Annotated in this window: 24 protein-coding genes; 14 read left to right on the top strand and 10 right to left on the bottom strand. The window is 57.1% G+C overall.

Annotation, left to right across the window (positions count from 1 at the left end; translation table 11 throughout):
- Window positions 1–61: 61 nt before the first annotated feature.
- The gene (locus tag ACNT1W_RS08795) at window positions 62–625 is read left to right on the top strand and encodes a DedA family protein (protein ID WP_012005784.1); all 564 of its coding nucleotides are present in this window, start codon (window positions 62–64) and stop codon (window positions 623–625) included.
- Window positions 626–648: 23 nt separating this feature from the next.
- On the opposite strand, the gene ACNT1W_RS08790 is transcribed toward ACNT1W_RS08795, so the two are convergent.
- Entirely contained in the window at window positions 649–1,542 is an 894-nt protein-coding gene (locus tag ACNT1W_RS08790) for a LysR family transcriptional regulator (protein ID WP_115183012.1), read from the bottom strand.
- Between the two features lie 126 nt (window positions 1,543–1,668).
- Here ACNT1W_RS08790 and ACNT1W_RS08785 point away from each other — a divergent pair, with 126 nt between their 5' ends.
- Together ACNT1W_RS08785 and ansP are read left to right on the top strand one after the other, a co-directional pair.
- Window positions 1,669–2,106, top strand: coding sequence for a PACE efflux transporter (locus ACNT1W_RS08785; protein ID WP_012005782.1), 438 nt, complete (start codon window positions 1,669–1,671; stop codon window positions 2,104–2,106).
- A gap of 487 nt (window positions 2,107–2,593) precedes the next feature.
- Window positions 2,594–4,057: an L-asparagine permease gene (ansP, locus tag ACNT1W_RS08780; RefSeq protein ID WP_012005781.1), complete on the top strand. Its 1,464-nt coding sequence runs from the start codon at window positions 2,594–2,596 to the stop codon at window positions 4,055–4,057.
- A 227-nt stretch (window positions 4,058–4,284) separates the two neighbouring features.
- Here the strand turns inward: ansP and ACNT1W_RS08775 are convergent, their stop codons facing one another.
- Complete coding sequence (locus ACNT1W_RS08775; RefSeq protein ID WP_112364291.1) at window positions 4,285–5,064, bottom strand: 2OG-Fe(II) oxygenase; 780 nt, start codon at window positions 5,062–5,064, stop codon at window positions 4,285–4,287.
- 111 nt (window positions 5,065–5,175) lie between these two features.
- On the opposite strand from ACNT1W_RS08775, the gene ACNT1W_RS08770 reads away from it, so the two are divergent.
- A complete protein-coding gene (locus ACNT1W_RS08770) occupies window positions 5,176–6,078 on the top strand; it encodes a LysR substrate-binding domain-containing protein (protein ID WP_017892015.1) in 903 nt (300 codons plus the stop codon).
- Between the two features lie 15 nt (window positions 6,079–6,093).
- On the opposite strand, the gene ACNT1W_RS08765 is transcribed toward ACNT1W_RS08770, so the two are convergent.
- On the bottom strand, window positions 6,094–6,948 hold the full coding sequence (locus ACNT1W_RS08765) for an ATP-grasp fold amidoligase family protein (protein WP_419246647.1): 855 nt from the start codon (window positions 6,946–6,948) through the stop codon (window positions 6,094–6,096).
- Between the two features lie 154 nt (window positions 6,949–7,102).
- Between ACNT1W_RS08765 and ACNT1W_RS08760 the strand changes: the two genes are divergently transcribed.
- Window positions 7,103–8,401, top strand: a complete 1,299-nt coding sequence (locus ACNT1W_RS08760) for an oligosaccharide flippase family protein (protein ID WP_261136601.1) — start codon at window positions 7,103–7,105, stop codon at window positions 8,399–8,401.
- Here ACNT1W_RS08760 and ACNT1W_RS08755 read toward each other — a convergent pair.
- Window positions 8,398–8,979: a hypothetical protein gene (locus ACNT1W_RS08755; RefSeq protein WP_261136603.1), complete on the bottom strand. Its 582-nt coding sequence runs from the start codon at window positions 8,977–8,979 to the stop codon at window positions 8,398–8,400. The genes ACNT1W_RS08760 and ACNT1W_RS08755 overlap by 4 nt on opposite strands.
- Before the next feature lie 132 nt (window positions 8,980–9,111).
- Between ACNT1W_RS08755 and ACNT1W_RS08750 the strand changes: the two genes are divergently transcribed.
- Complete coding sequence (locus tag ACNT1W_RS08750; protein WP_419246646.1) at window positions 9,112–10,011, top strand: LysR substrate-binding domain-containing protein; 900 nt, start codon at window positions 9,112–9,114, stop codon at window positions 10,009–10,011.
- 24 nt (window positions 10,012–10,035) lie between these two features.
- Here ACNT1W_RS08750 and ACNT1W_RS08745 read toward each other — a convergent pair whose 3' ends face one another.
- Window positions 10,036–10,890 carry an EamA family transporter gene (locus tag ACNT1W_RS08745; RefSeq protein WP_419246645.1) on the bottom strand — a complete coding sequence of 285 codons (855 nt, stop codon included), beginning with the start codon at window positions 10,888–10,890 and terminating at the stop codon, window positions 10,036–10,038.
- Between the two features lie 81 nt (window positions 10,891–10,971).
- Between ACNT1W_RS08745 and ACNT1W_RS08740 the strand changes: the two genes are divergently transcribed.
- Entirely contained in the window at window positions 10,972–11,910 is a 939-nt protein-coding gene (locus ACNT1W_RS08740; protein ID WP_012005773.1) for a LysR substrate-binding domain-containing protein, read from the top strand.
- A gap of 75 nt (window positions 11,911–11,985) precedes the next feature.
- Window positions 11,986–12,747, top strand: a complete 762-nt coding sequence (locus ACNT1W_RS08735; RefSeq protein WP_012005772.1) for an arylamine N-acetyltransferase family protein — start codon at window positions 11,986–11,988, stop codon at window positions 12,745–12,747.
- Window positions 12,748–12,849: 102 nt separating this feature from the next.
- Here the strand turns inward: ACNT1W_RS08735 and dusC are convergent, their stop codons facing one another.
- From dusC to ACNT1W_RS08715, 4 genes are all read right to left on the bottom strand, one after another.
- Window positions 12,850–13,779: a tRNA dihydrouridine(16) synthase DusC gene (dusC, locus tag ACNT1W_RS08730; RefSeq protein WP_012005771.1), complete on the bottom strand. Its 930-nt coding sequence runs from the start codon at window positions 13,777–13,779 to the stop codon at window positions 12,850–12,852.
- Window positions 13,780–13,860: 81 nt separating this feature from the next.
- Entirely contained in the window at window positions 13,861–14,820 is a 960-nt protein-coding gene (locus ACNT1W_RS08725; protein WP_419246644.1) for a D-2-hydroxyacid dehydrogenase family protein, read from the bottom strand.
- A 24-nt stretch (window positions 14,821–14,844) separates the two neighbouring features.
- On the bottom strand, window positions 14,845–15,294 hold the full coding sequence (locus ACNT1W_RS08720; RefSeq protein ID WP_017891990.1) for a universal stress protein: 450 nt from the start codon (window positions 15,292–15,294) through the stop codon (window positions 14,845–14,847).
- Between the two features lie 12 nt (window positions 15,295–15,306).
- Window positions 15,307–16,086: an IclR family transcriptional regulator gene (locus ACNT1W_RS08715; protein ID WP_419246643.1), complete on the bottom strand. Its 780-nt coding sequence runs from the start codon at window positions 16,084–16,086 to the stop codon at window positions 15,307–15,309.
- Window positions 16,087–16,245: 159 nt separating this feature from the next.
- Between ACNT1W_RS08715 and ACNT1W_RS08710 the strand changes: the two genes are divergently transcribed.
- The gene (locus tag ACNT1W_RS08710) at window positions 16,246–17,853 is read left to right on the top strand and encodes an MFS transporter (RefSeq protein WP_419246642.1); all 1,608 of its coding nucleotides are present in this window, start codon (window positions 16,246–16,248) and stop codon (window positions 17,851–17,853) included.
- 2 nt (window positions 17,854–17,855) lie between these two features.
- A complete protein-coding gene (locus ACNT1W_RS08705; protein WP_419246641.1) occupies window positions 17,856–18,884 on the top strand; it encodes an HlyD family secretion protein in 1,029 nt (342 codons plus the stop codon).
- 210 nt (window positions 18,885–19,094) lie between these two features.
- Here the strand turns inward: ACNT1W_RS08705 and rhlE are convergent, their stop codons facing one another.
- Window positions 19,095–20,465, bottom strand: a complete 1,371-nt coding sequence (gene rhlE, locus ACNT1W_RS08700; RefSeq protein ID WP_012005765.1) for an ATP-dependent RNA helicase RhlE — start codon at window positions 20,463–20,465, stop codon at window positions 19,095–19,097.
- A 305-nt stretch (window positions 20,466–20,770) separates the two neighbouring features.
- Between rhlE and cecR the strand changes: the two genes are divergently transcribed.
- The 4 genes from cecR to ACNT1W_RS08680 all read left to right on the top strand — a co-directional run bounded on the left by cecR (window position 20,771) and on the right by ACNT1W_RS08680 (window position 25,482).
- The gene (gene cecR / locus ACNT1W_RS08695; RefSeq protein WP_012005764.1) at window positions 20,771–21,469 is read left to right on the top strand and encodes a transcriptional regulator CecR; all 699 of its coding nucleotides are present in this window, start codon (window positions 20,771–20,773) and stop codon (window positions 21,467–21,469) included.
- 134 nt (window positions 21,470–21,603) lie between these two features.
- Window positions 21,604–22,590: a secretion protein HlyD gene (hlyD, locus tag ACNT1W_RS08690; protein WP_112364318.1), complete on the top strand. Its 987-nt coding sequence runs from the start codon at window positions 21,604–21,606 to the stop codon at window positions 22,588–22,590.
- A gap of 10 nt (window positions 22,591–22,600) precedes the next feature.
- On the top strand, window positions 22,601–24,331 hold the full coding sequence (locus ACNT1W_RS08685; RefSeq protein WP_017891985.1) for an ATP-binding cassette domain-containing protein: 1,731 nt from the start codon (window positions 22,601–22,603) through the stop codon (window positions 24,329–24,331).
- Window positions 24,328–25,482: an ABC transporter permease gene (locus tag ACNT1W_RS08680; RefSeq protein ID WP_419246640.1), complete on the top strand. Its 1,155-nt coding sequence runs from the start codon at window positions 24,328–24,330 to the stop codon at window positions 25,480–25,482. The genes ACNT1W_RS08685 and ACNT1W_RS08680 overlap by 4 nt, the downstream gene beginning before the upstream one ends.
- Window positions 25,483–25,490 lie beyond the last annotated feature (8 nt).

Below are 25,490 nucleotides of genomic sequence, written 5' to 3'. Positions count from 1 at the left end.
GGCGCGGCTGACTGACTGAGAGTATACTGACCCTTATGTATTAAAGACATAGGGGATCAGGATGGCGGATTTGGCCCACTACATTACGGATTACGGCTACTGGGCGCTGTTTATCGGCTGCCTGGCCGAAGGCGAAACCATCACTCTGCTGGGGGGGATTGCCGCGCACCAGGGGTTACTGCATCTGCCCTGGGTGATTGCGGTGGTGGCATTGGGGGGCACACTAGGGGATCAGATCCTGTATTTCCTCGGTCGGCGCTTCGGCGGAAAGGTGATTTCACGCATGAAGAGCCAAGAAAAGCGCATTGAACGCGCCAGAAAACTTATTGCCCGCCACCCGATGTTGTTCGTGATTGGCGTGCGGTTTATGTATGGCTTTCGCATCATTGGCCCGGTGTTAATCGGTGCCAGCAAGCTGCCGCCGTCGCGCTTTGTCCCGTTGAATATTCTGGGCGCCATCCTGTGGGCAACAATCTTTGTGTTGCTGGGCTATTTCGGCGGTGAAGCTATCGCCCGGTTTATCTCGGGCTTCGACAAACGGCTGACCAGCGTGCTGTTCTGCGCACTGGTGATCGCCGTTATCTTGCTGCTGCGATTTTGGTGGCGCCGCCGCCATGCCGACTAGGATTATCGGTTTAGGCCGTGGGATTATTCCGCTTGCGGCCTGTCCCGCATTAACGCCACCAGTTCATGGGCGGCCTTCTCCAGCGGCCTGTTTTTCAGCCAGATCAGGTGCATCGGCAGGCGCAGTTCGTTTTTGGTGTTTTTGAATTTCAACCTGACCAGCCGTTGCTGCGCCAACAAGGGCGCGGTCAACGATAGCGGGAAATTCCCCCAGCCCAAACCGGCCTCCACCATGCTCAGCGCCATCGGCAGGCTGTCGGTACGCCAATAGGACTCCGCCACCTGCGGCCGCAAATCGGTAATCGGCAAATCGCGGCTGGCCACCATAATCTGCCGTACGTTAACCAAATCTTCGAGAAACAGCTCGTCTGCCACTCCGTTCAGCGCCGGGTGTGAAGGTGAGAGCGTAGCAACCAGTGATTCAGCGCCGACAAAGTGGAACTGCTCCTGGCTGTTGATATTGAGCCCGCCGAACGCCAGAGCAACGCCAATCCTGCCCTGATGCAGCATATGCAACACGTCGTCCTGCGGGGCGGTCAGCACTTCGATATTCAGCAACGGGTAGCGTTCCGCCAGCGTTTTGACCGCAGCCAACAGGCCGCTGCTGTTGATGTCCGAGGCGACACCGACCGACAGAGTGCTTTCCAGCCCCTGGGATAATTCGATGGCGTGGTTCTGTAGTTGTTTTAGCTGATCGGCGATCAGCCGCGCATGCGGCGCCAGTGCCAACGCCAGCGGGGTGGGCAATGGTTCCCGGTGTGAGCGATCAAACAACTGAAACCCCAGTTCCGCCTCCATGTTGGCGATCCCCATGCTGACCGCCGAAGGGACACGCCGCAGCGAACGGGCTGCAGCGGAAAACGACCCGCGATCCAGTACCGCCAGAAACAGCTCAATGTTATCGCTGGAAAAGTTCATTGCATCACCTGTCAGCAAAACTGACAGCTCCTGACTTTTTCTATCAATATGATTGACGGTATCTTACTCGTCAGACGGCAAAAGGTCACCCGACCATCAAGCCAAAATTCAGTCAGGAGATGAGTAATGCAAGGCGTTAAACGCAAACTGGTGTATGTCACCGCCTATGAAATTATCGGTATGGCGATCTCCGCACTCGGGCTGGCATTGCTTTCCGGCACCGCCCCCAGCAGTACCGGGCCGTTGGCGGTGATCATCACCACCATCGCAGTCAGCTGGAACTTCATCTATAACTCACTGTTTGAGCTGTGGGAAAGCCGCCAGGCAACGCGTGGCCGTACGCTCAAGCGCCGTATTTTGCATGCCATAGGCTTTCAGCTGACGCTGGTGATGTACCTGATCCCGCTGATCGCCTGGTGGATGGGAATTACGCTGTGGCAGGCGCTGCTGCTGGATATGGCGCTGATCGTCATTATCCCGTGCTACACCTTTGTGTTTAACTGGGCGTTCGACAAAATATTCGGTTTGCCTGCGTCGGCCCTGCCGGTCGGAGAATCAGCCTAAAATCGCCCCCTTCCCATGATGTTCTTCGCCTGTGGCAATATCGCCGCAGGCGAAGTGAAGTTTATTACCCCACCTTTTTTCTCATCGCGAATAAATAAGCAAAATCCCCTGTAGTTTGCACGGTAATTATTATTATGTGATTTTCATCACCTTTTATTACTCGTTATTTCCGTCTTGATAAAATCAATCATCTTATTGAATAATATGTTCTTTTGTATATGGAACAAAAAATAAACACACTTGTTCACGATTTATACGCAGGATTTTTTGCCACATTTCCAGAGAAAAGGTAGCATGCCTCGCCGTTATTTAACGGCAGCTGTTCATATAATATACGCTATGAATTTCATTGCTGAAGATCGAAACACGACGGGTATAAACAACAGAATGATGCCATGACCTCATTCTCATCACGGTTGGTAGTAGCAATCGTTTGCTCCGAAGCTGGAGCAGGATAATTTTACAGACGGGTAAAACAGGACGAACGATGCAATCACAAAAAAAATCGGCGCATGAGCAACATGCAGCCAGAAGACGATGGTTAGACTCCCACGAATCCGGTTATCACAAAAGCATGGGCAACCGGCAGATTCAAATGATCGCCATCGGCGGTTCAATAGGTACCGGCCTGTTCCTCGGCACCGGCGGCCGGCTGGAACTGGCAGGGCCGGCGCTGGCGCTGGTGTATCTGGTCTGCGGTATCTTCTCTTTCTTCATTCTGCGGGCATTGGGCGAACTGGTTTTACACCGCCCTACCAGCGGCAGCTTTGTTTCTTACGCCCGCGAGTTCCTCGGTGAAAAAGCCTCTTACGTCGCCGGCTGGATGTATTTCCTCAACTGGGCGATGACCGGTATCGTCGATATCACGGCGGTAGCGCTGTATATGCACTATTGGGGTACCTTTGCCGATGTGCCGCAGTGGTTGTTTGCCCTCTGCGCCCTCGGGGTGGTCGCCACCATGAACATGATCGGCGTGAAGTGGTTCGCCGAAATGGAGTTCTGGTTCGCCCTGATCAAAGTGGTCGCCATCGCGCTGTTCCTGGTGGTCGGCGTGGTGTTACTCGGCACCGGCACCCCGGTGGCGGGCAACACCACCGGCCTGCACCTGATTACCGAAAACGGCGGCATGTTCCCGCATGGCCTGCTGCCTGCGTTGGTGCTGGTACAAGGGGTGATCTTCGCCTTTGCCGGGATTGAGCTGATCGGCACCGCCGCCGGCGAGTGCAAGGATCCGGCCAAAATGCTGCCGAAGGCTATCAACAGCGTTATTTGGCGCATCGGCCTGTTCTACGTTGGTTCGGTGGTGCTGCTGGTGTTGCTGCTGCCGTGGAACGCCTACCAGGCGGGCCAAAGCCCGTTCGTCACCTTCTTCAGCAAGCTGGGCGTGCCCTATATCGGCACCATCATGAACATCGTGGTGTTAACTGCCGCGCTCTCCAGCCTGAACTCGGGCCTGTACTCCACCGGCCGTATTCTGCGTTCGCTGTCGATGGGTGGCTCGGCGCCGAAATTTATGGCCAGGATGAGCAGCCAGCAGGTGCCTTACGCCGGGATCCTGGTGACCTGCGGTATCTACGTGATCGGGGTGGTATTGAACTATCTGGTACCTTCACAGGTGTTTGAGATCGTGTTGAACATCGCTTCGCTGGGCATTATCAGCTCCTGGGCATTTATCATCGTCTGCCAGATGCGTCTGCGTAAGGCGGTGCGTGAAGGCCGTGCCAAGCCGGTTACCTTCAAGATGCCTGGCGCACCGGTCACCTCCTGGCTGACGTTGGCGTTCCTGCTGGCGGTGGTGGTCATGATGGCGTTTGACTACCCGAACGGCACCTGGACCATAGCAACCATTCCTGTGCTGGTCGTGCTGCTGGTGCTGGGCTGGTTTGGCCTGCGCAAGCGCGCGCAGGAAGTGAAACTGGAACAGCAGGCGCACGAAGAAGCCCATCACTGAGTTTTTAAACTGCCCCAACCGGGGTAATGCTTGTAAGTTAAGGTGATATGGTTCCCTCTCCTTTGGGAGAGGGTTAGGGTGAGGGGATACATACCAACGCGAAAGCCCCTCACCCCGGCCCTCTCCCTCGGGAGAGGGGGTCGCCCACTTAAACAACGTCGTACATTCTTATTCAGAACTTTGCTTAACTGATCGGCATTCCCCCAACCGGGGCAGTTTTATTCTCCTTACACCCGGCCGTAAAAGGTCATTCTGGCGCTTTCCGACAGCGCGATATCCGGTTGTGCATTATAAGCCAGCACCACCAGCATGCGGGTGATGTCACCTTCGGTCGGCGTGACCCGATGCATGGCGTTGCGGCCACGGAACAGCACCAAATCCCCCTCTTCCATCGCCAACGGCTTCACCGCTCGTTCACCGTCCAGCACCTGGGAAACCCCGGCGTAATTCATCTCGCCGCGGTCGGCATCGCGCAGGTTTTCCACATATTCAAAGCGTCCACCGGCCTGCGGTTTCTGGATCAACAGCGTGATGGCGAACGACGAGTTATCGAAATGCCAACCCAGTTCCTGCCCGCGATGGGCATAGTGCAGATTGATCGACGACAGGCGATCGGCGTAGGGATACAGACACTGTTCTTCCAGCACCGCGCAGAGAAAATCGCGGAACGGCTGCGCGTCATACAGTGTGCGCAGCGGTGATTGCGGTGGGATCTCCTCATCGGTAATGCAGCCCTTGGACGAGACCACCAGCCGGTTGCGTGCATGATCGGCCGGCAGCGTTTCATCCTGCGGCCTGAGATAGACGTTATGCTTGTTGGCGGCATAAAACGCCGCATGGCTGTGCTCCGCCCCTTCCAGACGGATAGTCGCCAGCGCCGCCGCCGTCAGAAAGCCCGGCAGCACCAGCGCCCCCGCCGTATCCAGCGTAGTTTTGCATTGCGCCCGAAAGGCCGGATCACCAATCGGGTTGGCGGTTAAATCAACGATATGAGCAAGTGGCTGCATCAGAGACTCCTTAGGCATAGCGGCCGGATAACCCACTGTAGCGAATGCCGGATTGCCGTAATAACAAAAATACGTTAAGGATGAGCTAACCATTTCTTAGCGATAAGCGCCATGAGCCCAACTTCCCGTCCCCGGCTGCCCAAACTGAACGCCATTCTGGCGTTTGAAACCGCCGCCCGCACCGGCAGCCTGGCCAAAGCGGCAGACCACCTGGCATTGACCGCCGCCGCCGTCAGCCAACAGATCCGCCAGCTTGAGCAGCAGCTGGGTATTGTGCTGTTTATCCGCGCTAAAAGCGGCGTGACGCTGACCGAGCAGGGAGCGGACTACCTGGCCTACGTGCAACAGGCCTTCGAAACGTTGCGCGTGGCACAACAGCATGTCGATCGCCAGCGGGGCAAGGAAACGCTGACGGTATTCGCCTTGCCGGCATTGGCGTCAAAATGGCTGAACCCGGCGATCGGCGATTGGCTGGCCCGGCATCCACAGGTGGATATCCGCCTGCATGCCACCCATGCCGAAGTCGATTTCGCCGCTTCCGCGGCGGACTTTGCCCTGTGTTTTGGCGATCAGGACTACCCGCTGTTGGAAAAAGTGCGGCTGTTTCAGGACTGCGTGCAGCCGGTTTGCAGCCCGCAATTGCAGGCCGGCGGCGACTGGACCCAACGGCCGCTGATCCATGTAGATTGGGGCAAGGAAAGTCAGTTCCTGCCGGGCTGGCATGACTGGTTCAGCGCCGCCGGGTTGCCGCCGCCACAGCGGCGTGGCCTGACCTATAACCTGACCTCACTGGCGATTGACGCCGCGGTCGAGGGCCACGGCATTTTGCTTGGCCAGCAGCGGCTGATCCAGCGCGAACTGGCCAGGGGGACGCTGGTGCCGCTGGCAGAACCGGCACTGCCGCTCAGCAAGCCCTACTACCTGGTTTATCCGCAACGCACGCTGGACAAACCCAAAGCGGCGGAGTTTCTCAGATGGTTGCAAAGCATCGCGCCAGTGGACAGTGACCGCTAAAGGCTGCAGCAGCCACTACCCGGCTTTGGACATCATCTCGCCCAGCAGCAGGTTGGTCGCACGCGGCAGGTAAACCTCGTTGCCCGCACCGGGGGTCAGCGTCAGTTCACCAATGTAGATTTGCTCGCAGGTGAGATAGAAGTCGACGCGGCAATAGTCCAAATCTGCCGCAACGGCTTTCGCCACCCGGATCATTTCATCCCAGAACGCCGGTTTTTCATACAGTGTATTGACCTGCGGGATATCCGCCTGGGTAAAGAAGCAGTGATGCGCATGCTCGTCCAAAAACTCCAGTGAAGTCGGCTCAGGCCCGCCACGTAACAGCTCTACGAATAAATAGGCGTGGTTACCGTTAAAAACATGCACCTTGTAGTCAATCAATTCACCTGCCGTTTCTATATCCAATAGCTGTTCGACGATAATTTTCTGCGGGATACTGTCGTAGTGTTTTTCGCGAAACCTTTTCCAATAGGTTATTTCAGACCATTCATTAAGAATCTTCGCAATATCGGTAAAAGTAACTTCATTTTTATCTTTGACTATCTTGACCTGTTGCGAAGCATTATTGGTTTTGATAACAAACGATTGAGGCAATGAAAGGTAATCTTGTTCGGTGAAATTATCACTGATCATAATGATGGGGGTTAGGTACTTTTCCGATACCCGCTGTGAAATATAGTCTCTGACTGCCACCTTATCCGCTAACATACTGAAATCACGGCATGGATAGCGCATACGCCGATAAATTTTCTCTGAAAATGCCTTGGGGGATTTGAAGTTAATCCAGGCGCCATGGGCAAGATAGTGGCTGACTTGATAATAGATAAAATCGGGCGCGGCCCGATAGAGTCGTTTTGCGAGTTTTCTCATTCTTCTCTTTCTTCCATGAATCTAGCATAGGGATAAATGCTGCTGACATTCCGATTATTGCATCTTAATTATAAAACCCTGTGGGTCATTCCTTACAGAGGGTAAGGAAATAATCGGATGATTCCTATTATAAGATGCGACAGGGAAAGTCCCCATGAAATTAAAATTCATAGATATCAATATCGTGAGAAATGCGTTTTGGATGATATCCGAAAAAATGGTGTCTATCCTTGGCGTCATTTTTATCACCGCCTATATGGCGAGATATATCGGCCCGGAAAGCTTTGGCAAAATCACCTTTGCCACCGCGATTTTCGCCATTACTCAAACGCTGGCGCTGCTGGGCTCTGATACCGTGCTGTTCAAGCGGATTAGCCGCAACCCGGCCTCGGGAACGGCATTGATGTTTTCCACCAACCGGCTGCGTCAGGGCTGCTTTGTGCTGTTCTCTGCGGCAATATTGATTTACACCGGGCTACGGGAAGATTTCATTACCTTCTACTTTTGCGCCGCCACCTTTGTCGCCAGCTTCTTCTCACTCAGGGACGTTTTCACCATCTATCATGATGCCCGGCTGGAATCGCGCTTCAATACTCTGGCCAACGTCAGCGGGCTGGGCAGTGCGCTGCTGGTGCGTTATCTGATCGTTTATTTTGATCTGCACCTGTATTACCTGGCGATCCCGATCGTGATGGTTTATTTGATCCCCTACCTGATCCGCCACCATATCTATCACCGCCGAAATCCGCGCTTTGTCGCACCAGGGCGCGTTCGCCGCAAATACGTGCGCTATCTGCTCGCCAGCGGCTTGCCCCTGGCGGTTTCCAATGTCTCCATCGCCATCTACACCCGGCTGGCGCAGCTGTTCCTGATGTGGTTCGTCTCCGCCGAAGCGCTGGGCATTTACTCCGTTGCCATTACGCTGGCCACCGCCTGGATGTTTGTCACCGATGCGGTTATCACCTCATTTTTCGCCAAAATATTCGCTTATCAGCGCGATGATGCCATGCGCACCGCCGCCAAACTCAATGGGCTGGTGCTGGCGATTGCCGCCGCGATCGTCGCCGGCATCTTTTTGCTCGGCAAACCGGTGATTGTGCTGCTGTACGGCGAGCAGTATTTAGCGGCTTACCCGGCGATGGGGGTGTTGGCGGTTGCCACCCTGCTTTCCGCCCTGGGCACCCTGGCCTACAAATACATTGTGATTTTCTCCGGCTACGGCTTCTTGTCGAAGAAGATGTTCCTGGTATTTATCATCAATATTCCGCTGTCGTACTGCCTGATCCGCCAATACGGCATGATGGGCGCGGCCTACAGCACCCTGCTGACCGAATTGTTGTCGCTGACCCTCCTCAACTACTTCTTCCGCCGTGGCACCGTATTGCAGATGCACCTGCGCTCGCTCAATCCTTTGACCTATATCCGGCGACCGGTTAGTCGCATCAACGGCTAGCTCTCCAGCTCGACCACCCTTACGTACAGGGCCGCAAGTAGCGACAGGTCAATCAACATGGCAAAAGCGTAGGGAAAACCCGTTATTCCGCTAAAACTCGATTGGATCAGCAGGACAGCCGCAACCGCAAGGCCACTCCCTGCAATCAGCAGCGCGCGTCGGCGCAGTCCATGGCCGTCGTTGTGGGTGCCTCGACGTATCGCGGCGCTGTAAACCATTCCCTGACCCAAGCCGCAAATAGCCATTGCAGAAAACAGCTGCAGGTCATTTGGCAGACCATGCAATACCAGGATCAGCAGCAAGGTGCCGACGGCACTGATGACAAACCCATGGCGTACCAGGCTGAGGCGACTTTTGCTCTGGAACACTTTCAGCTGCATTAAAAATACGGCCAAAACAAAGGCAATACTCAAGCAGGCCAGCAAAGCGATCAGCAGCAGCGGGTTCTCCAGCGCATAGAGTTTCAGTAACAGTGCAACTTGCGCTACCAGCCCACTGACTAAAAGAATACCGGCATTGGTTTGCGCCTGCTGTTGCGCAGACGCGGCAAAAGGGACGGATAAAGGAGACGTGCTCATAATGATCCTCACTATATAAAAGCGGCGATAGAAAATTTTTTTCATCCTTACAAGGAGGTATGTTGAGCCTATCGCATATATAATCAGGCAATCAAAGTCAGAGTTTTCACCCATGGATGAAAATAACTCATCATGCAATCTTCCCGTTTACCGCCGCTGGGCGCACTGCGCGCCTTCCATGCGGTTGCCAATTGTCTTAGCTTCAAGCAGGCTGCCGGGCAACTGAATGTCAGCGCCACCGCGGTCAGCCATCAAATCCGTTTGATTGAATCCATGCTGGAATGCCGCGTGTTCGAACGCAACGCACAGGGGGTGAAACTGACCGAGGCCGGACACTTGCTGTATACGGGCACGCAATCCGCCTTTACCGCCCTGGAAGAGTCGGTAAAAAAAATTGATCAGGCCAGACAACCTCCGGCGCTAACCATCACCACCACCTCGAACTTTTTGACCAATTGGCTGGTGCTGCGCCTTGAAAGCTTTAAGGCGCAATTTCCCGAGATTGATTTACACCTGCATACCAGCGTGCAAAGCGTCGACTTAACGCAGCGTACCGTCGACGTAGCCATACGTTATCGTGAAACCGCTGAAATAGGCCTTCACAGTACCTTGCTGTATGAGGATCGGTTTATTGTGGTTGCCAGCCCGGCACTGGCCTTGAATACCCTGAGCGACCTGCACCGCACGACGCTGTTTCACGTCGAGAACAGGCATGTTCCTGCCGAAAGCCCTGACTGGAAACACTGGCAGCAAGGTTACGGGCCGGAGAATCTGAATATTTCAAGAGGCCTGTATTTCAGCGATGAAACCCATGCGCTGCAAGCCGCCGTGGCAGGGCAAGGGGTGGTTATTGCCAGTAAGTTGCTGGCAGAGGATTTAATAAAACGCAAAATGCTGGTGGCACCGTTCGATCTGTCTTTACCCGGCGCGAATTATTATCTGGTGACGCTGGAAGACACTGCCGATCGCCCTGACGTCGTGTCATTACGCGACTGGATGCAGAAAAATATGCACCCCGGCACGCTGGAGTAAGGACTTATTGGCTGAGCCTGGAGCTTAATGCCAATGCAGCACCACGGCACCGGCCAATACCGTTAACACGCCCAGCCACTGTAGGGCGGCAAGGCGCTCACGTAGCAGCAAAGCGCCCAGCAGCGCGGCAATACCGCCAGACAGGGTGCTAAGCACCGTTACCACCGCCACCGATCCGCCACCGGCCCCTACGGCAAAGGCGCTAAAGCCCCCCAGGTTGAGCAAACTGGCGGCCAGCAGTAGCCCACCCTGCCGCCAGCCGGGGCGTGCCACCAACGCACGCCGGTTAGTGCTCAGCGCCAGCAGAGCCGTCAGCCCCAGCGTATAGCCGAGCCACAGGCTGACACTCGGCCCCAGTACCGGCAGCGTGTATTTCCCCTGCAGCCAAAAACCGGTGCCATAACAGCACGCGGCGATCAGCGCGAAGGCTATCGCCGGTAAGGTCGACGAAGAGTTTTCCGGCTGCCGCGCAGGGCTGACGGCGGTCAGCATCACCCCCAGTAAACAAATAACCAGCCCCGTCAGCGTCAACGCCCCCAGACGTTCGCCACTTAGCCACGACAACAGCGTGGTAACCGCACCGTAGCTGGTGACCAGAGGGGCCACCATCGCCGCCTTGCCAATAGCGAAGGCCTGCGACAGCGCCAGTGAACCGCCTACGATCAGGGCAGCGGCCAGCAATGCCAGCCCCCAAACCACGCCGGAAGTCGCAAAGACAGGAACCACCGTTGCCGGTAATAAGGCAGTAAAAATCACAAAGCCAATCGCCTGCGAAAAAAATACCGCCCTGCGCACCCCCACCGATCGGGCGTTGATACCGACCAAAAAATCCGTGCCGCCCCAGCACAGTGCGGCAGCCAGCCCCATCACAATGTCCACACGATACTCCCGTCGAATATTTGCCCTAAAAGTAAGCAAAAAATCACTTGTGGAACATCGATAGATTGGCAATATGGTTGAATGAAACTCAAGCTGAACGCTCAACCTCGCCTGCCCTCCCTGAAAGCCTTGCACACTTTCGAGGTGGCGGCGCGCTGCGCCAGTTTTACCGAGGCAGCGGAGGAGTTGAACGTCACGCTGGGGGCGGTCAGCCGCCAGATACGTCACCTGGAAAATGAGCTGGGCGTCGAGCTGTTTCACCGCAAGGGGAACGCGGTGGCGCTAAACGACACCGGCAAACAACTGGCCATCGACGTGACTCGCGCACTGACGTTGCTGCAAAAAGCCAGCGATCGCGTCCGGCCAGAGCAACAGCAAACGCTGAAGCTGACCTGCACGCTGGGCATTGCCAGCCACTGGCTGGCGGCACGACTACCGGCACTGCGCCGTGCCGATCCTGATGTTTCACTGGTGCTGGACGCCAACGAAAGCCTGCGTGACCTGGCCAATGGCGAAGCAGACATCGCCATCCGTTACAGCCCCACCGCCAATCCGCCGCCACACTCCCGCGAGCTGCTAGCCGATACCTTCGCGCCGCTGGCAAGCCCGGCCTTTCTTGCCGCGCACCCTCGTCGCATTACGGCCACCGATTTGGCGCTGTCGCAATTGATCCACTCGCCGTGGAAGGATGGACAGAAGATGGGCATAGCCGGTTGGCAAGACTGGTTCGCCGCCTTTGGCGAAGGCACCCCGGCACCGCGCGGTATTCTCACCTTTAACAGCGTCGGCCATGCCCTGCAGGAAGCGATAGAAGGTAACGGCATCGTACTCGGCAGCCTGGCAGTCGCGCAGGATGCCCTGGCCACCGGCAAGCTGGTTCGGGTCTTTGGCGACGACCGACAACTGCCCGCCGCCTACCACTACCGCCTGTGCTGGGCGGACAGCGCGTTCGTTAGCGCCACCACCCGCCGCTGGGTGAATCTGCTGCTGCAGGCGGCAGACCAACCCCCGGCGTTCTGACGCAGCACGTATTGCGCCCACAGCAGTGAAAAATCCAACTATTTTATAATCAATTTTTTTGCTGCGAGACAAACCGTGGACAGACAACGCTACCTGCAACATATTGGATTCGCAGGCATCCCCAAGCCCGACCTCCTGACGCTGCAACAGTTACACCGCTGCCATATGCTGAGCGTACCCTTTGAGAACCTGAGCATTATTTATCGCCAGGGGATTCATCTGGAGGAACCGGCGCTGTTCAATAAAATTGTCGAACGCAACCGCGGCGGCTTTTGCTATGAGCTGAACCGGCTGTTTGCCGCGCTGTTGAAGGACATCGGCTTTAACGTGCAGTTTATTTCCGGCGAGATCCGCGCACGCGACGGCAGCTTCGGCGCGCCCTTCGACCATATGGCACTGATGGTGGAGCTGGATCAGCCGTATCTGGTGGACGTGGGGTTTGGTGATTCGTTCCTGACGCCGCTGAAGATCACCACCACCGAGCAGCAACCGCAGACCAGCGGCACCTTCCATTTAGAGCAGGAAGGCGAGACCTATTACCTGGAACGCAGAAACGGCGATAATCGCTCGCATGCCAAAACCCTGTACCGCTTTACCCTGCAAGCCCGTGAGCCAAGTGAGTTCGACGGCATGTGCCACTACCACAGCACCTCGCCGCAGTCGCATTTTACCCAGCGGCTGGTGTGTTCGCGGCCAACGGAAAATGGTCGGGTGACTATCAGCGAGAACAAACTGATTATCACCGAAGATCACCAACGCCATGAATCGACGCTGCATTCCGAAGACGAACGGCGTGCTGCGCTGATGCGGTATTTTGGTATTGATCTGGAAAAATGAAACTCTCAGGTTGGCTAGCGTTTATCCCGATGGAGGCAGCCAACCCAGAGGGGCATGAGGAAACAAGATTAATCTAACCCACGCTAGGTGGGTTTATTATGGCTAACGGCAGATCACCCGGGCAATGTCCTTCGAGTTGGTCAGCGCACGCACTTCGCCGAACAACTCGGTGGCCTCGGCATACTCTTTGCGCAAATACCCCAGCCACTGTTTAATCCGCGCCACGTGATACAGGCCGGTGTCGCCCTGTTTTTCCAGGTGAACGTATTTTTGCAGCAGTTGCACCACCTGCGGCCACGGCATGCGCGGTTCGTTGTATTTCACCACCCGGCTCAGGTTCGGCACGTTTAATGCGCCGCGCCCCAGCATCACCGCATCGCAGCCGGTGGTTTGCAGGCAGTCTTGTGCGCTCTGGTAGTCCCAGATTTCGCCGTTGGCGATCACCGGAATGGTCAGCCGCTGGCGGATCTCGCCAATCGCCGCCCAGTTAATGCGCTCGGCCTTGTAGCCGTCCTCTTTGGTACGGCCATGCACCGCCAATTCGGTGGCGCCCGCCTGCTGCACCGCATCGGCAATTTCAAAACTGCGGCTGTCGCTATCCCAACCCAGCCGTATTTTTACCGTTACCGGCAAATGGGCAGGTACCGCTGCACGCATCGCTTTGGCGCCCTGGTAAATCAGCTCCGGGTCTTTGAGCAGCGTCGCCCCACCGCCGCTGCCGTTAACCAGCTTGGATGGGCAACCACAGTTGAGGTCGACACCGTAAGAACCCAGTTCCACCGCGCGAGCGGCGTTTTCTGCCAGCCATTGCGGGTATTGACCGAGCAATTGGATGCGAACCAGCGTGCCGGACGGGGTGCGGCTGGCGTGATGCAGTTCAGGGCACAGGCGGTAGAAAGACTTGGCAGGCAGCAGTTGATCAACCACGCGCAGGAATTCGGTGATGCACAGGTCGTAGTCGTTCACTTCGGTGAGCAGCTCACGCACCAAAGAATCGAGAACGCCCTCCATCGGAGCCAATAATACGCGCATGTTCACCCCTGCTAAAAAAGACGCGCAATGATACGGGGGAATGCCCGCAGCAGACAAGCATCTGGGGGGAATAAAACCGCGCTACGCCAATTGACGCAGCGGAACACCGGCGATAAAGGCCTCGATGTTTTCGATCGCTTCGCGGAAATAGATTTGATAGTTGCTGTCGGCCACATAACCCAGATGCGGCGTCGCCAACACGTTGGGCAGTTGGCGGAAGATGTCGTCACTCGGCAAGGGTTCAACCTCAAACACGTCCAGCCCGGCACCGGCGATCTGCCCTTGCTGCAATGCGTCAATCAACGCGCTGCGATCGACAATCGCCGCACGCGAGGTATTGATCAGATAAGCGGTTTTCTTCATCGCCTGCAGCTCTGGCCGGCCCACCAGCCCACGGCTACGCTCACTGAGCACCAGATGAACCGAAACAAAGTCGCTCTGTTCAAACAGCGCCTGTTTGGATGCTGCCAGCGTCACCCCCACCTCGGCGGCCCTTTCTGCCGTCAGGTTTTGGCTCCAGGCCAGCACCCGCATACCAAACGCCTGCGCCACCACCGCCATTTGGCTGCCAATCTTGCCCAACCCCAGCAGGCCCAGCGTCTTGCCCTGCAGGGTCACGGCAACCGCTTGCTGCCACGGCCCGTTATTACGCAGGCCATGATTTTCCACCAGTAAATGTTTTGCCAACCCCAGCAGCAGTGCCCAGCTTAGCTCCATCGGTGCTGCTGAGCCGCTGGCGGTGCCGCAGACAATAACCCCGCGCTGTGCCGCCGCCGCCAAATCAATAGAGGCATTGCGCATGCCCGAGGTGATCAACAGTTTTAGCTGAGGCAAACGCGCCAGCAGCGTGGCGGTGATTGGCGTGCGTTCACGCATAATCACCAAAATATCGCAGTCCTGCAGATGCACGGCCAGTTCCGCTTCATCACTAAAATGTTGACCGATGCTGAACACCTCAACCCGATCTCCGAGGGCAGACCAGTCGGCCATGCTGAGCGCGACCTGCTGATAATCATCAAGAATGGCACATTTTAGTTTCATCTTCGGCTCCGGGATTAGGCAAAATCAGTCGGCACGCACGTCAACCAGCACCGGGCAATCGGCGTTCTCAATCACCAGGGCGCTGTGTGACCCATTCAACAAACGTCTAAAGGGGGAAAGATGGCGTCGCCCCATAATAATCATCGTCGCATTCAGCTCTTTCGCCTGGGCAACTATGGTTTCTGCCGGTTCACCGGCCACCACCCGCCCACGCGCATTGACCCCTGCCGCCTGCAGTTCGCTCAGCGCCCGGTGCACCACGGTCGCGGCGGCCTGTTGTTCATCCTGCGCGCAACCGAAATCTGCCGGATCTTCACCCGGTTCAATTTCAAACGGCCCCGTCATGGAATAGCTAAGATCGACACAACAAAGCACCACTAGCGCCGCCTGTTGCGCCAACGCCTGTTCGCCAGCCAGTGAAATGACCTTACGAGCATTAGCGGAATTATCAACCGCAACCAACAGCGTTTTCATTATCTTCTCCGGTTAATCTCGCGACGCCACCTTGCCAATCTCATCGATCAACGCGTCTTTGCACTTAAGGATCTCCTCGCGGAAGCGAGCTTCATTCTTGGCCAAACGGGTGCTGGGCACTAACAGACTGATGGAGAAACGCCCCAGAATGGTGTCGATAGCCACCGCCATGGTAGAGACGCCTTCCAGCGTTTCTTCCCGATCGAAGGACAGGTCGGTACGGCGTATTTCGGTCAGGTGCTGCAGCAGTGCCGGAAAATCACGCACCGTCAGATCCGTCACCGCCCTATAGGCCTCACCCAGTAAATCCCGGGCCGCATCGTCGCTGTTCAACGCCAGCAGCGCTCGCCCGCCGGAGGTGCTGTACAGCGGCAGATTCATGCCGATGCGTGGCACCACTCGCAGCTCACGATCCGCCACAATGTAGTGCACTACCGCCAGTTGCAAACCGCTGGCGCGCCCCAGCGATACCGTCTCGCCGGTGGCGTCACATAAAGCCTGCAACCAGGGGGTCGCAATTGACACCATTTCGGTATGTACACTGGCAATCAGCCGCAGCAACGACGGCCCGAGGCGCACACCACCGGCACCGCCGCGCACCAATTGCACGGAGTCCAGCGCGTTGACGATACGTTGCACGGTGGAGCGCGGCAGATCGACCGCCAGCGCTATCTCACCCAGGCTCATGCCATTGGGCTTGGCGCCCAGCGCATCGAGGATTTTAGCCGCACGGGTAATGACCTGAATACCGCCGGTTTTTTCATCATCACAACATGTTGAGGGTTCGGACATGGAAGGCTCTTTTCCTTGCTTTTGACCACACTGTAACATTTTTCCGGTCAGGCGGCACGATGTACCACATTGCAATACAGTGCATCACAATGTAGCATGCGTCACAATGTATCGCTATGCAATACAGTGCATCGTAAGTTTCGTTTCTGGAGTCATACTATGAATGCTCAGCCTGCGCCTGCCGTCGCTGCGCCGCATCCTTTTACCCTGCGTCTGGCTGTGGGGTTGGTGGGTGTGCTGATTGCCGCCCTGACCTCAGGACTCAATGATCGCATCAGCGATTTGGCGCTGGCGGATATCCGCGCGGCTATCGGTATCGGTTTCGACCAGGGGAGCTGGATCACCTCGGCCTATCAGGCCGCGGAAGTGTCGGCCATGATGGTGGCCCCCTGGTTTGCCGTGACCTTTTCGCTACGCCGTTTCGCCCTGGTGATGATCGGCGGTTTTGCCGCCGTCGGCGTACTCCAGCCGTTAACTGCTGATCCCACGCTGTTTATTGCTCTGCGGGTGGTGCAAGGCCTGTTTGGCGGGGCATTGCCGCCGTTGCTGATGACGGTGGCGCTGCGTTTTCTGCCCCCGACCATCAAACTTTACGGGCTGGCCGCCTATGCGCTCACCGCCACCTTTGGCCCCAATGTCGCGGCACCGCTGGCGGCGCTGTGGACCGACAGTCTGGGTTGGCAGTTTGTCTTTTGGCAGGCGATCCCGCTGTGTCTGATAGCCTCCTTACTGATCTGTTGGGGGTTGCCGCAGGATCCCTTGCGGCTGGAGCGTTTCCGCCAGATCGATCTGTTCGGCATGCTGACCGGTTGTAGCGGTATCGCGCTGTTGATCCTTTCGCTGACTCAGGGTGAGCGACTCGACTGGTTCAATTCCCCCTTGATTAGCCTGATGCTGCCGGTTTCCATTGCGTTGCTGGTGACGTTTTTAATCAACGAATGGTTCCATCCGTTGCCACTGTTAAAACTGCAATTACTGCGGCGCATCAATCTTTCTTATAGCCTGCTGACGCTGGCTGGCGTGCTGTTGCTGGCGTTGTCAGGCTCAATGCTGCCGTCGTTTTACTTTTCGCAGGTGGAGGGTTTTCGCACCGTACAATTTGCGCCGCTGGCGTTAGCCGTCGGCCTGCCGCAGTTGGTGATAGCACCTTTCATCGCCGCCCTGTTGAACCTGCGCTGGATAGACGCCCGTTGGGTGTTGACTATCGGTGCCGCGCTAATCGCCGTCTCCTGCCTGCTGGGAATGCAATTGACCGACGATTGGGCACGAGAAAACTTCTGGCTGATCCAAGGCCTACAGGCATTTGGCCAGCCGATGATGATTTTACCGGTGTTAATGACCTCTACCAGCGTGATCCTGCCACCAGAAGGGCCCTTCGCCTCGGCAATGTTTAACACCGTGCGCGGTTTTTCCGCCGTGGCGGCGGGCAGCCTGGTTGAGAATTTTATTAGCCACCGGGAGCAATTTCACTCTCATGTGCTGGTTGACCGGCTGGGTAATCGCCCGTGGCTGATGACGGCAGAGAGCTCAGAACACGCCAGCGGGGCTATGCCGCTGTTACCGGACGGCTCGGTCAGTTCAGCGGAAAATCTCGGGCATTTTTCGACGCTGGTAAAGCATCAGGCGGTGATCCTCAGTATCAGTGACGCCTACCTGCTGATTATTGGCTGCGCGCTGCTTTTGGTGTTGCTGACCGCCTGGTTGCCGAAGCGTGTCTATCCGCCGCAAACGCTCTTACCTCTAGTTCCAAAAACATCAGGATCATAACCATGAGCTTCACCCCTGCAAAACGAACCTTAACCCTGGCGTTGCTGCTGTTAATCCTGCTGGCGATTGCTTTTTTTGTCCGCTCATCGCTCAATCGCCACCATTTACGTACCGATGATGCGGTCGTAAGCGCCGATTACACGCTGGTGGCCCCCAAGATTTCCGGCTATATCCGCAGCGTCAACGTCAGTGACAACCAGCAGGTAAAAGCCGGTGAAGTTCTGGCCACCCTCGACGATCGGGATTACCGCGTGGCGCTGGAAACGGCGCAGGCCAATCTGCAGATTAGCCAGGCCAAATTGTCCAGTATTCAGGCACAGCTGGATCAACAGCAGGCCAATATTGCCCAGCAGGAAGCCGGCGTCAGCGCCAGCCAGGCCACGCTCAACTACGCCGGGCAGAACGCCGATCGCTATCGCCGGTTGCTGAAAACCGGCACCGCCACCGCTGATGAGCAGCAGAAATCGGCCTCCGTGATGCAGACCGCCGCCGCACAGCTAAAGCAGAATCAGGCGGCGGTGCTTTCGGCACGTAAAGAAGTTGGGGTGTTGCAGGCCAGCCGCAAACAGGCCGAAGCGAATATTGCCGCCTCGCAGGCCAGCGTTGATCAGGCGCGTCTGAATCTTTCCTATACCCAGATTATTGCGCCGATTGCCGGCAGCGTCGGCCAGCGCGCGGTACGCCAGGGTGCCTGGGTCTCCGCCGGTACGCGTCTGCTGGCAGTGGTGCCGCTACAACAGAGCTACGTGGTCGCCAACTTCCTGGAAACCCAGTTAGCCAACGTCTCTGCCGGCCAGCCGGTATCCATCACCGTCGATGCGCTGCCCGGCGTGACGCTGCGCGGCCACGTTGACAGCATCGCCCCGGCCACTGGCTCGACCTTTGCCGCCATCAGCGCCGATAACGCCACCGGCAACTACACCAAAGTGGTGCAACGCCTGCCGGTGAAGATCCTGCTGGAACCCAACCAGCCGGAACTGGCGCGACTGCGCGTTGGCATGTCGGTGGTGCCGGAACTTGAGATGCGCTGATTTTTACGTATAAAAAAGGCCACCCTAAAGGTGGCCTCAGACGGCTGACAAAGTCATTTGTAGCTAAAAGTACTGTTTTAGGTACTAACAAAAACAAAGGATTAAGTCTTCTGCTTTACGCCAAACATCCGAAAACCACGTTTTTCGGGTGTTTGTCACCAAACTAAGGCCACCCTAAAGGTGGCCTCAGACGGCTGACAACAGCGCAATTTACTCAGCCGGGCGGCTGCGCGGACGGCGCGGAGCACCTGAACGCGGCTTGCCATCACCCTGCGGACGAGCACTGCCGCCACCGCGGTTTTCACGCTGACCGCCATTGCCGCCACCGTTGCCACTGCGCTGGCCGCCACCGTTACCGGAGCGTTGACCACCGCCGTTGCCGCGTGGCGCACCGCGTCCACCAGCCTGACGGCCGTTGATGATCGGCTCGGCCTTGATGCTCGGATCCGGCTCATAGCCCGGCAGAGCAATACGCGGGATCTCACGTTTGAGCAGGCGTTCGATATCACGCAGCAGTTTGTGTTCATCCACACACACCAGCGAGATCGCCTCACCGGTACGTTCAGCACGACCGGTACGGCCGATGCGATGCACGTAGTCTTCCGGCACGTTAGGCAACTCGTAGTTCACCACGTGTGGCAACTGGTCGATGTCCAGACCGCGTGCCGCGATGTCGGTAGCGACCAATACGCGAATTTTGCCGTCTTTAAAATCGGCCAATGCGCGGGTACGCGCGCCCTGGCTTTTGTTGCCGTGGATCGCTGCGGCAGTGATGCCGTCTTTGTTCAGCTGTTCAGCCAGGTGGTTGGCGCCGTGTTTGGTGCGGTTGAACACCAAGACTTGCTTCCAGTCACCTTCGCCGATCATCTGGGACAGCAGTTCCCGCTTACGCTTCTTGTCAACGAAGTGCACGCTTTGCTCAATCTGCTCGGACGCGGTGTTGCGGCGCGCCACTTCAACCGATGCCGGGTTGTGCAACAGTTTGTTGGCCAGCCCTTTGATGTCGTCGGAGAAGGTTGCAGAGAACAGCAGGTTCTGACGCTTGGCAGGCAGTTTGGCCAGCACGCGGCGGATATCATGGATAAAGCCCATATCCAGCATGCGGTCTGCTTCGTCCAGCACCAGAATTTCAATTTTGGACAGGTCAACCGCGCGCTGGTGTTCCAGATCCAGCAGGCGACCCGGTGTTGCCACCAGCACGTCGACGCCGCCGCGCAGTTTCATCATCTGCGGGTTGATGCTCACGCCACCAAATACCACCAGCGAACGCAGGCGCAGGTATTTGCTGTAGGATTCGACGTTTTCGCCGATCTGCGCAGCCAGTTCACGGGTAGGCGTCAGGATCAACGCACGAACCGGACGGCGACCTTTGACCGCATGGTCATGCTTACTCAGCAGCTGTAGCAGCGGCAGGGTAAAGCCAGCGGTTTTACCGGTACCGGTCTGGGCGCTGGCCATCAGGTCACGACCTTCCAATACGACAGGAATAGCCTGGCGCTGAATTGGCGTAGGTTCGCGATAGCCCTGTTCTTCAACAGCGCGCAGAATTTCAGCACTTAAGCCGAGGGTTTCAAATGACATAAAGAGAAAAACTCCAGATCCCCCCTAACCTAACAGTGTTCGGTGCAGTTTCCTGGGAGGATTATCAGACGGGACATTTTGCATGACCACGAGGGATTGGCACAAACTGCAGTGCACCAAGCGGGCGAGTGTAGCAGAAGTCGAACAAGAAAACGCAAATTAAGTGACGCAGAGCACAATATGCCGACAATTCAGCCAAATCCGAAAAGATACCCTTAAATAAACCGCGGTCACTGATTGCATTTCGTGCAATCTGGCATAAAGTTAATCATATGATTGATTAACTTTTATGAGCGCCATCAATAATGCCAAATAATCAGACTGCCGGCCGAGCACGGGGCGAGCAAGCGCGTCAGCAGTTGATCGCCGCCGCCATCGAAATGTTCGGTGAATACGGTATTCAGGGGGCCACCACCCGCGATATTGCCCAGCGCGCCGGGCACAATATCGCCGCCATCACCTACTACTTCAATTCCAAAGAGGGCCTGTATCTGGCCGTCGCCCAGTGGATTGCCGATTTTATCCAGCAGGCGTTTCGCCCGCTGGCCGAAGAGATTGACCGCTTCTGGCAACTCCCGGAAGCCGAACGTCTGCCGGAGCACTACCTCGAACATCTGAAACGCGGCCTGCTGGCGTTCAGCGATCTGATGACTCAACCGCAGACGCTGAACCTGAGCAAAATCATGTCGCGCGAGCAGCTCTCCCCCACCGACGCCTATCCGCTGATCCACCAACAGGTGGTGGCGCCGCTGCATAACAAGCTTTGCCGCCTGCTGGCGGCCTACACCGGCATCGATCCGCAGTCGACCAAAATTGTGCTGCATACCCACGCGCTGATCGGTGAAGTGTTGTCGTTTCGCGTGGCACGGGAAACCGTCCGCCGACAGGCCGGTTGGCAGCAGATCGACACTGCCGAGGCAGAACAAATCAGCGAAGTACTGGCTGAACACATTGAGATTCTGGTTAATGGGCTGCGCCAACGCTATGGCGCGTATACCCTATAGCTTTCAAGTTGCAGCTAGGCGGCCAGCTCGCTCATCCCCAGGCGCTTACTCAAGTAAGTAACTGGGGTGAGCGAGTGCAGGTAACAACGCTGCAACTTGAAAGATGACGGGTATAAATTCAGGCAGGGAGAATTATGAATAAAAAACGCAGTGCCTTTTTGGTGGCGGTTGTTGTGCTGATCGCCGCGGCCGTTTACGGGGTCTGGTATTACCAACAGCATCAGGACAAACCGCTGACGCTGTACGGTAACGTGGATATTCGCACGGTGAATTTGGGCTTCCGCGTCGATGGGCGTCTGGCGTCGTTGACGGTGGATGAAGGCGATACCCTGCAACCGGGGCAATTACTCGGCAAACTGGACGACGCGCCCTACATCAACGCGCTACAGCAGGCGCAGGCTAACGTCGGCAGTGCCAAAGCCAAGTTGGCGCTGCTGATGGCCGGTTACCGCGCCGAAGAAATAGCCCAGGTACGTTCGGAAATGGCGCAGCGCCTGTCCGCCTTTAGCTATGCCGATAGCTTCCTGAAGCGCCAGCAGGGCCTGTGGGCGAAAAATGCCACCTCAGCCGACGCACTGGAAGATGCCCGAACCTCACGCAATCAGGCGCAGGCCAACCTACAGGCGTCGAAGGACAAGCTGGCGCAATACCTGAGCGGTAATCGTCCGCAAGAAATAGAAGAGGCCAAAGCCAATCTGGCGCAAAGCGAGGCCGCACTGGCGCAGGCCCAGCTTAACCTGCACGACACCACTTTAGTTTCCCCGTCGGCCGGCACGGTGCTGACGCGTGCGGTCGAGCCGGGCACCATGCTCGGCGCCGGTGGCACAGTGTTCACTTTGTCGCTGACCCGTCCGGTGTGGGTGCGTGCCTATGTGAATGAAACCAGTCTGAGTAAAGCGACACCCGGTACCGAACTGGAAATTTATACCGATGGCCGGCCAGACAAGCCGTATCACGGCAAAATCGGCTTTGTCTCGCCGACCGCTGAATTCACGCCGAAGAGCGTCGAAACCCCGGACCTGCGTACCGACCTGGTGTACCGCCTGCGGGTGATAGTGACCGACGCCGATGACGCGCTGCGCCAGGGGATGCCGGTCACCGTTCGCTTTGCCCAACCTTGAGGGAGCGGTGATGGAACAGGTCATTGAGCTTGAGGCGTTGGAAAAGCGTTTCCCGTCACTGGCAAAACCGGCTGTCGCCAGCCTGACTACCCGGCTGACCAGCGGCGCGGTCACCGGGCTGGTTGGCCCGGACGGTGCCGGTAAAACCACCCTGCTGCGTATGCTGGCCGGGCTGCTCAAACCCAGCAGCGGTACACTGCGCGTCGCCGGGTTGGATCCGATCGCTCAGGATCGTCAGTTGCATGCCATTCTCGGCTACATGCCGCAAAAGTTTGGTCTGTATGAAGATCTGACGGTGATGGAAAACCTGACGCTGTACGCCGATCTGCGCGGCGTCACCGGCGATCTCCGCAAGCAGACGTTCGATCGCTTGCTGACATTCACCGATCTCACCCGTTTCACCACCCGACTGGCGGGCAAACTTTCCGGCGGCATGAAGCAAAAACTCGGGTTGGCCTGCACGCTGGTCGGGCAACCGCAGGTGCTGTTGCTCGATGAGCCGGGGGTCGGCGTCGATCCAATCTCGCGTCGCGAGCTGTGGCGCATGGTGCATGAACTGGCCAACGACGGCATGTTGATCCTGTGGAGCACCTCTTATCTGGACGAAGCCGAACAGTGCCGCGAAGTGCTGCTGCTTAACGAAGGGGAACTGCTGTTCAGCGGCGCACCGAAAGATCTTACCCAGAGAATGGCCGGGCGCACGGTGCTGATCGCGCCACCGGCCGGTAGCCACCGCGCCCTGCTGCAACGGGCGATCTGCCTGCCGGCGGTCACCGACGGTGTGATCCAGGGGAAATACCTGCGGCTGATCCTCAAGCAAGGCGAAGATCATCGCCAGCTACTGCAGGCATTGGATCTGCCGGATGCCGAACTGAGCGAAGCGGAACCGCGCTTTGAAGATGCGTTTATCGATCTGCTCGGCGGCGGGCCAAACAGTAAATCGGCGCTGGCGGAGATCATGCCGACCGTCGAGGGAGAAAGCACGGAAACGGTGATCGAAGCTCAGGGGCTAACCAAGAAATTCGGCGACTTTGCCGCCACCGACCACGTGGACTTCAAAGTGCAGCGCGGCGAGATTTTCGGCCTGCTCGGCCCGAACGGTGCCGGTAAATCCACCACCTTTAAAATGATGTGCGGGTTGCTGGTGCCCACCGAAGGCAAGGCGCTGGTGCTGGGTATGGATTTGAAAACCAGCTCCGGCAAGGCACGCCAGCATTTGGGTTATATGGCGCAGAAATTCTCGCTGTACGGCAACCTGACGGTGGCACAAAACCTGAAGTTTTTCTCCGGCGTTTATGGCCTGAGCGGCAAGGCGCAGCGCGATAAAATCAGCGAGATGTCCAACGCCTTCAACTTTGGCCCGATCCTCAACCAGACGCCGGACTCGCTGCCACTGGGCTTCAAACAGCGGCTGGCGCTGGCCTGCGCGCTGATGCACGAGCCGGATATTCTGTTTCTCGACGAACCGACCTCGGGCGTCGATCCCCTGACTCGGCGCGAATTCTGGCTGCATATCAACGGCATGGTGGATAAAGGCGTGACGGTAATGGTCACCACCCACTTTATGGACGAGGCGGAATACTGCGACCGTATCGGGCTGGTGTATCGCGGTAAGATCATCGCCGCCGGCACGCCGGACGATCTCAAGCACCAGGTCGCCAGCAGCGATAACCCCAATCCATCAATGGAACAGGCGTTTATCGAACTGGTGCAGGGTTACGATCAGGAGGAAAAAGCATGAACAGTCAAACCGCCACCCGCGACGACAGTGGTTTTTCCTGGCGACGGCTGCGCGCGCTGTGCCTGAAAGAAACGCGGCAAATTCTGCGCGATCCAAGCAGCGGGCTGATCGCCTTTGTCATTCCCCTGATGCTGCTGTTTATCTTTGGCTACGGCATCAATCTGGACTCCAGCAAACTGAGGCTGGGCATCCTGATGGAACAGCAGAGCGAAGAGTCGCGTGATTTGGCCAACGCCTTTGCCGGTTCGCCCTACATCGAGCCGACCATCAGCGACAACCGTCAGCAGTTGATCCAACTGATGCAGGCCGGACGCATCCGCGGGCTGGTGGTGATCCCCAACGATTTTGCCCAACGTATGGCGCGGCCGCACGACAGCGCACCGATTCAAATTATCACCGACGGCAGCGAGCCGAACACCGCCAACTTTGTTCAGGGCTATACCCAGGGGGTGTGGCAAGTCTGGCAACAACAGCGCGCCACCGACCGCGGGAGCGAGGAAAAACCCTTAATCGACGTGCAGATGCGCTATTGGTTCAACCCGGCGGCCATCAGCCGGCACTACATCATTCCCGGCGCTATCACCATTATCATGACGGTGATCGGCGCTATCCTCACCTCATTGGTGATCGCACGCGAGTGGGAGCGCGGCACCATGGAGGCGCTGCTTTCCACCCAGGTGACGCGTACTGAGCTGCTGCTGTCCAAACTGGTGCCCTACTATTTCCTCGGCATGATCGCCATGGTGTTATGCATGGCGGTATCGGTGTGGGTGCTCGGCGTGCCCTATCGCGGTTCACTGCTGATTTTATTCGTTATCAGCAGCCTGTTCCTGGCCAGTACGCTCGGCATGGGGCTGCTGATTTCTACCATTACTCGCAACCAGTTTAACGCGGCGATGGTGGCGCTGAACGCCGCTTTTCTGCCGTCGATCATGCTGTCCGGCTTTATCTTCCAGATCGACAGCATGCCGGCCATCGTACGCGCCGTAACCTATATCATTCCGGCGCGTTACTTCGTCAGCACGCTGCAAACGCTGTTCCTGGCGGGCAACGTCGGTACGGTGTTGATGATTAACTTGCTGTTCCTGATCGCTTCGGCGGTGGTGTTTATCGGCCTGACGGCCTGGAAAACCCAGCGGCGGCTGGATTAAGGGGAATA

The sequence above is a fragment of the Serratia sp. NFX21 genome, assembly GCF_048517035.1.
Taxonomy (GTDB): Bacteria; Pseudomonadota; Gammaproteobacteria; order Enterobacterales; family Enterobacteriaceae; genus Serratia; species Serratia quinivorans.
This window is presented reverse-complemented; position numbering and strand designations above follow the sequence as displayed.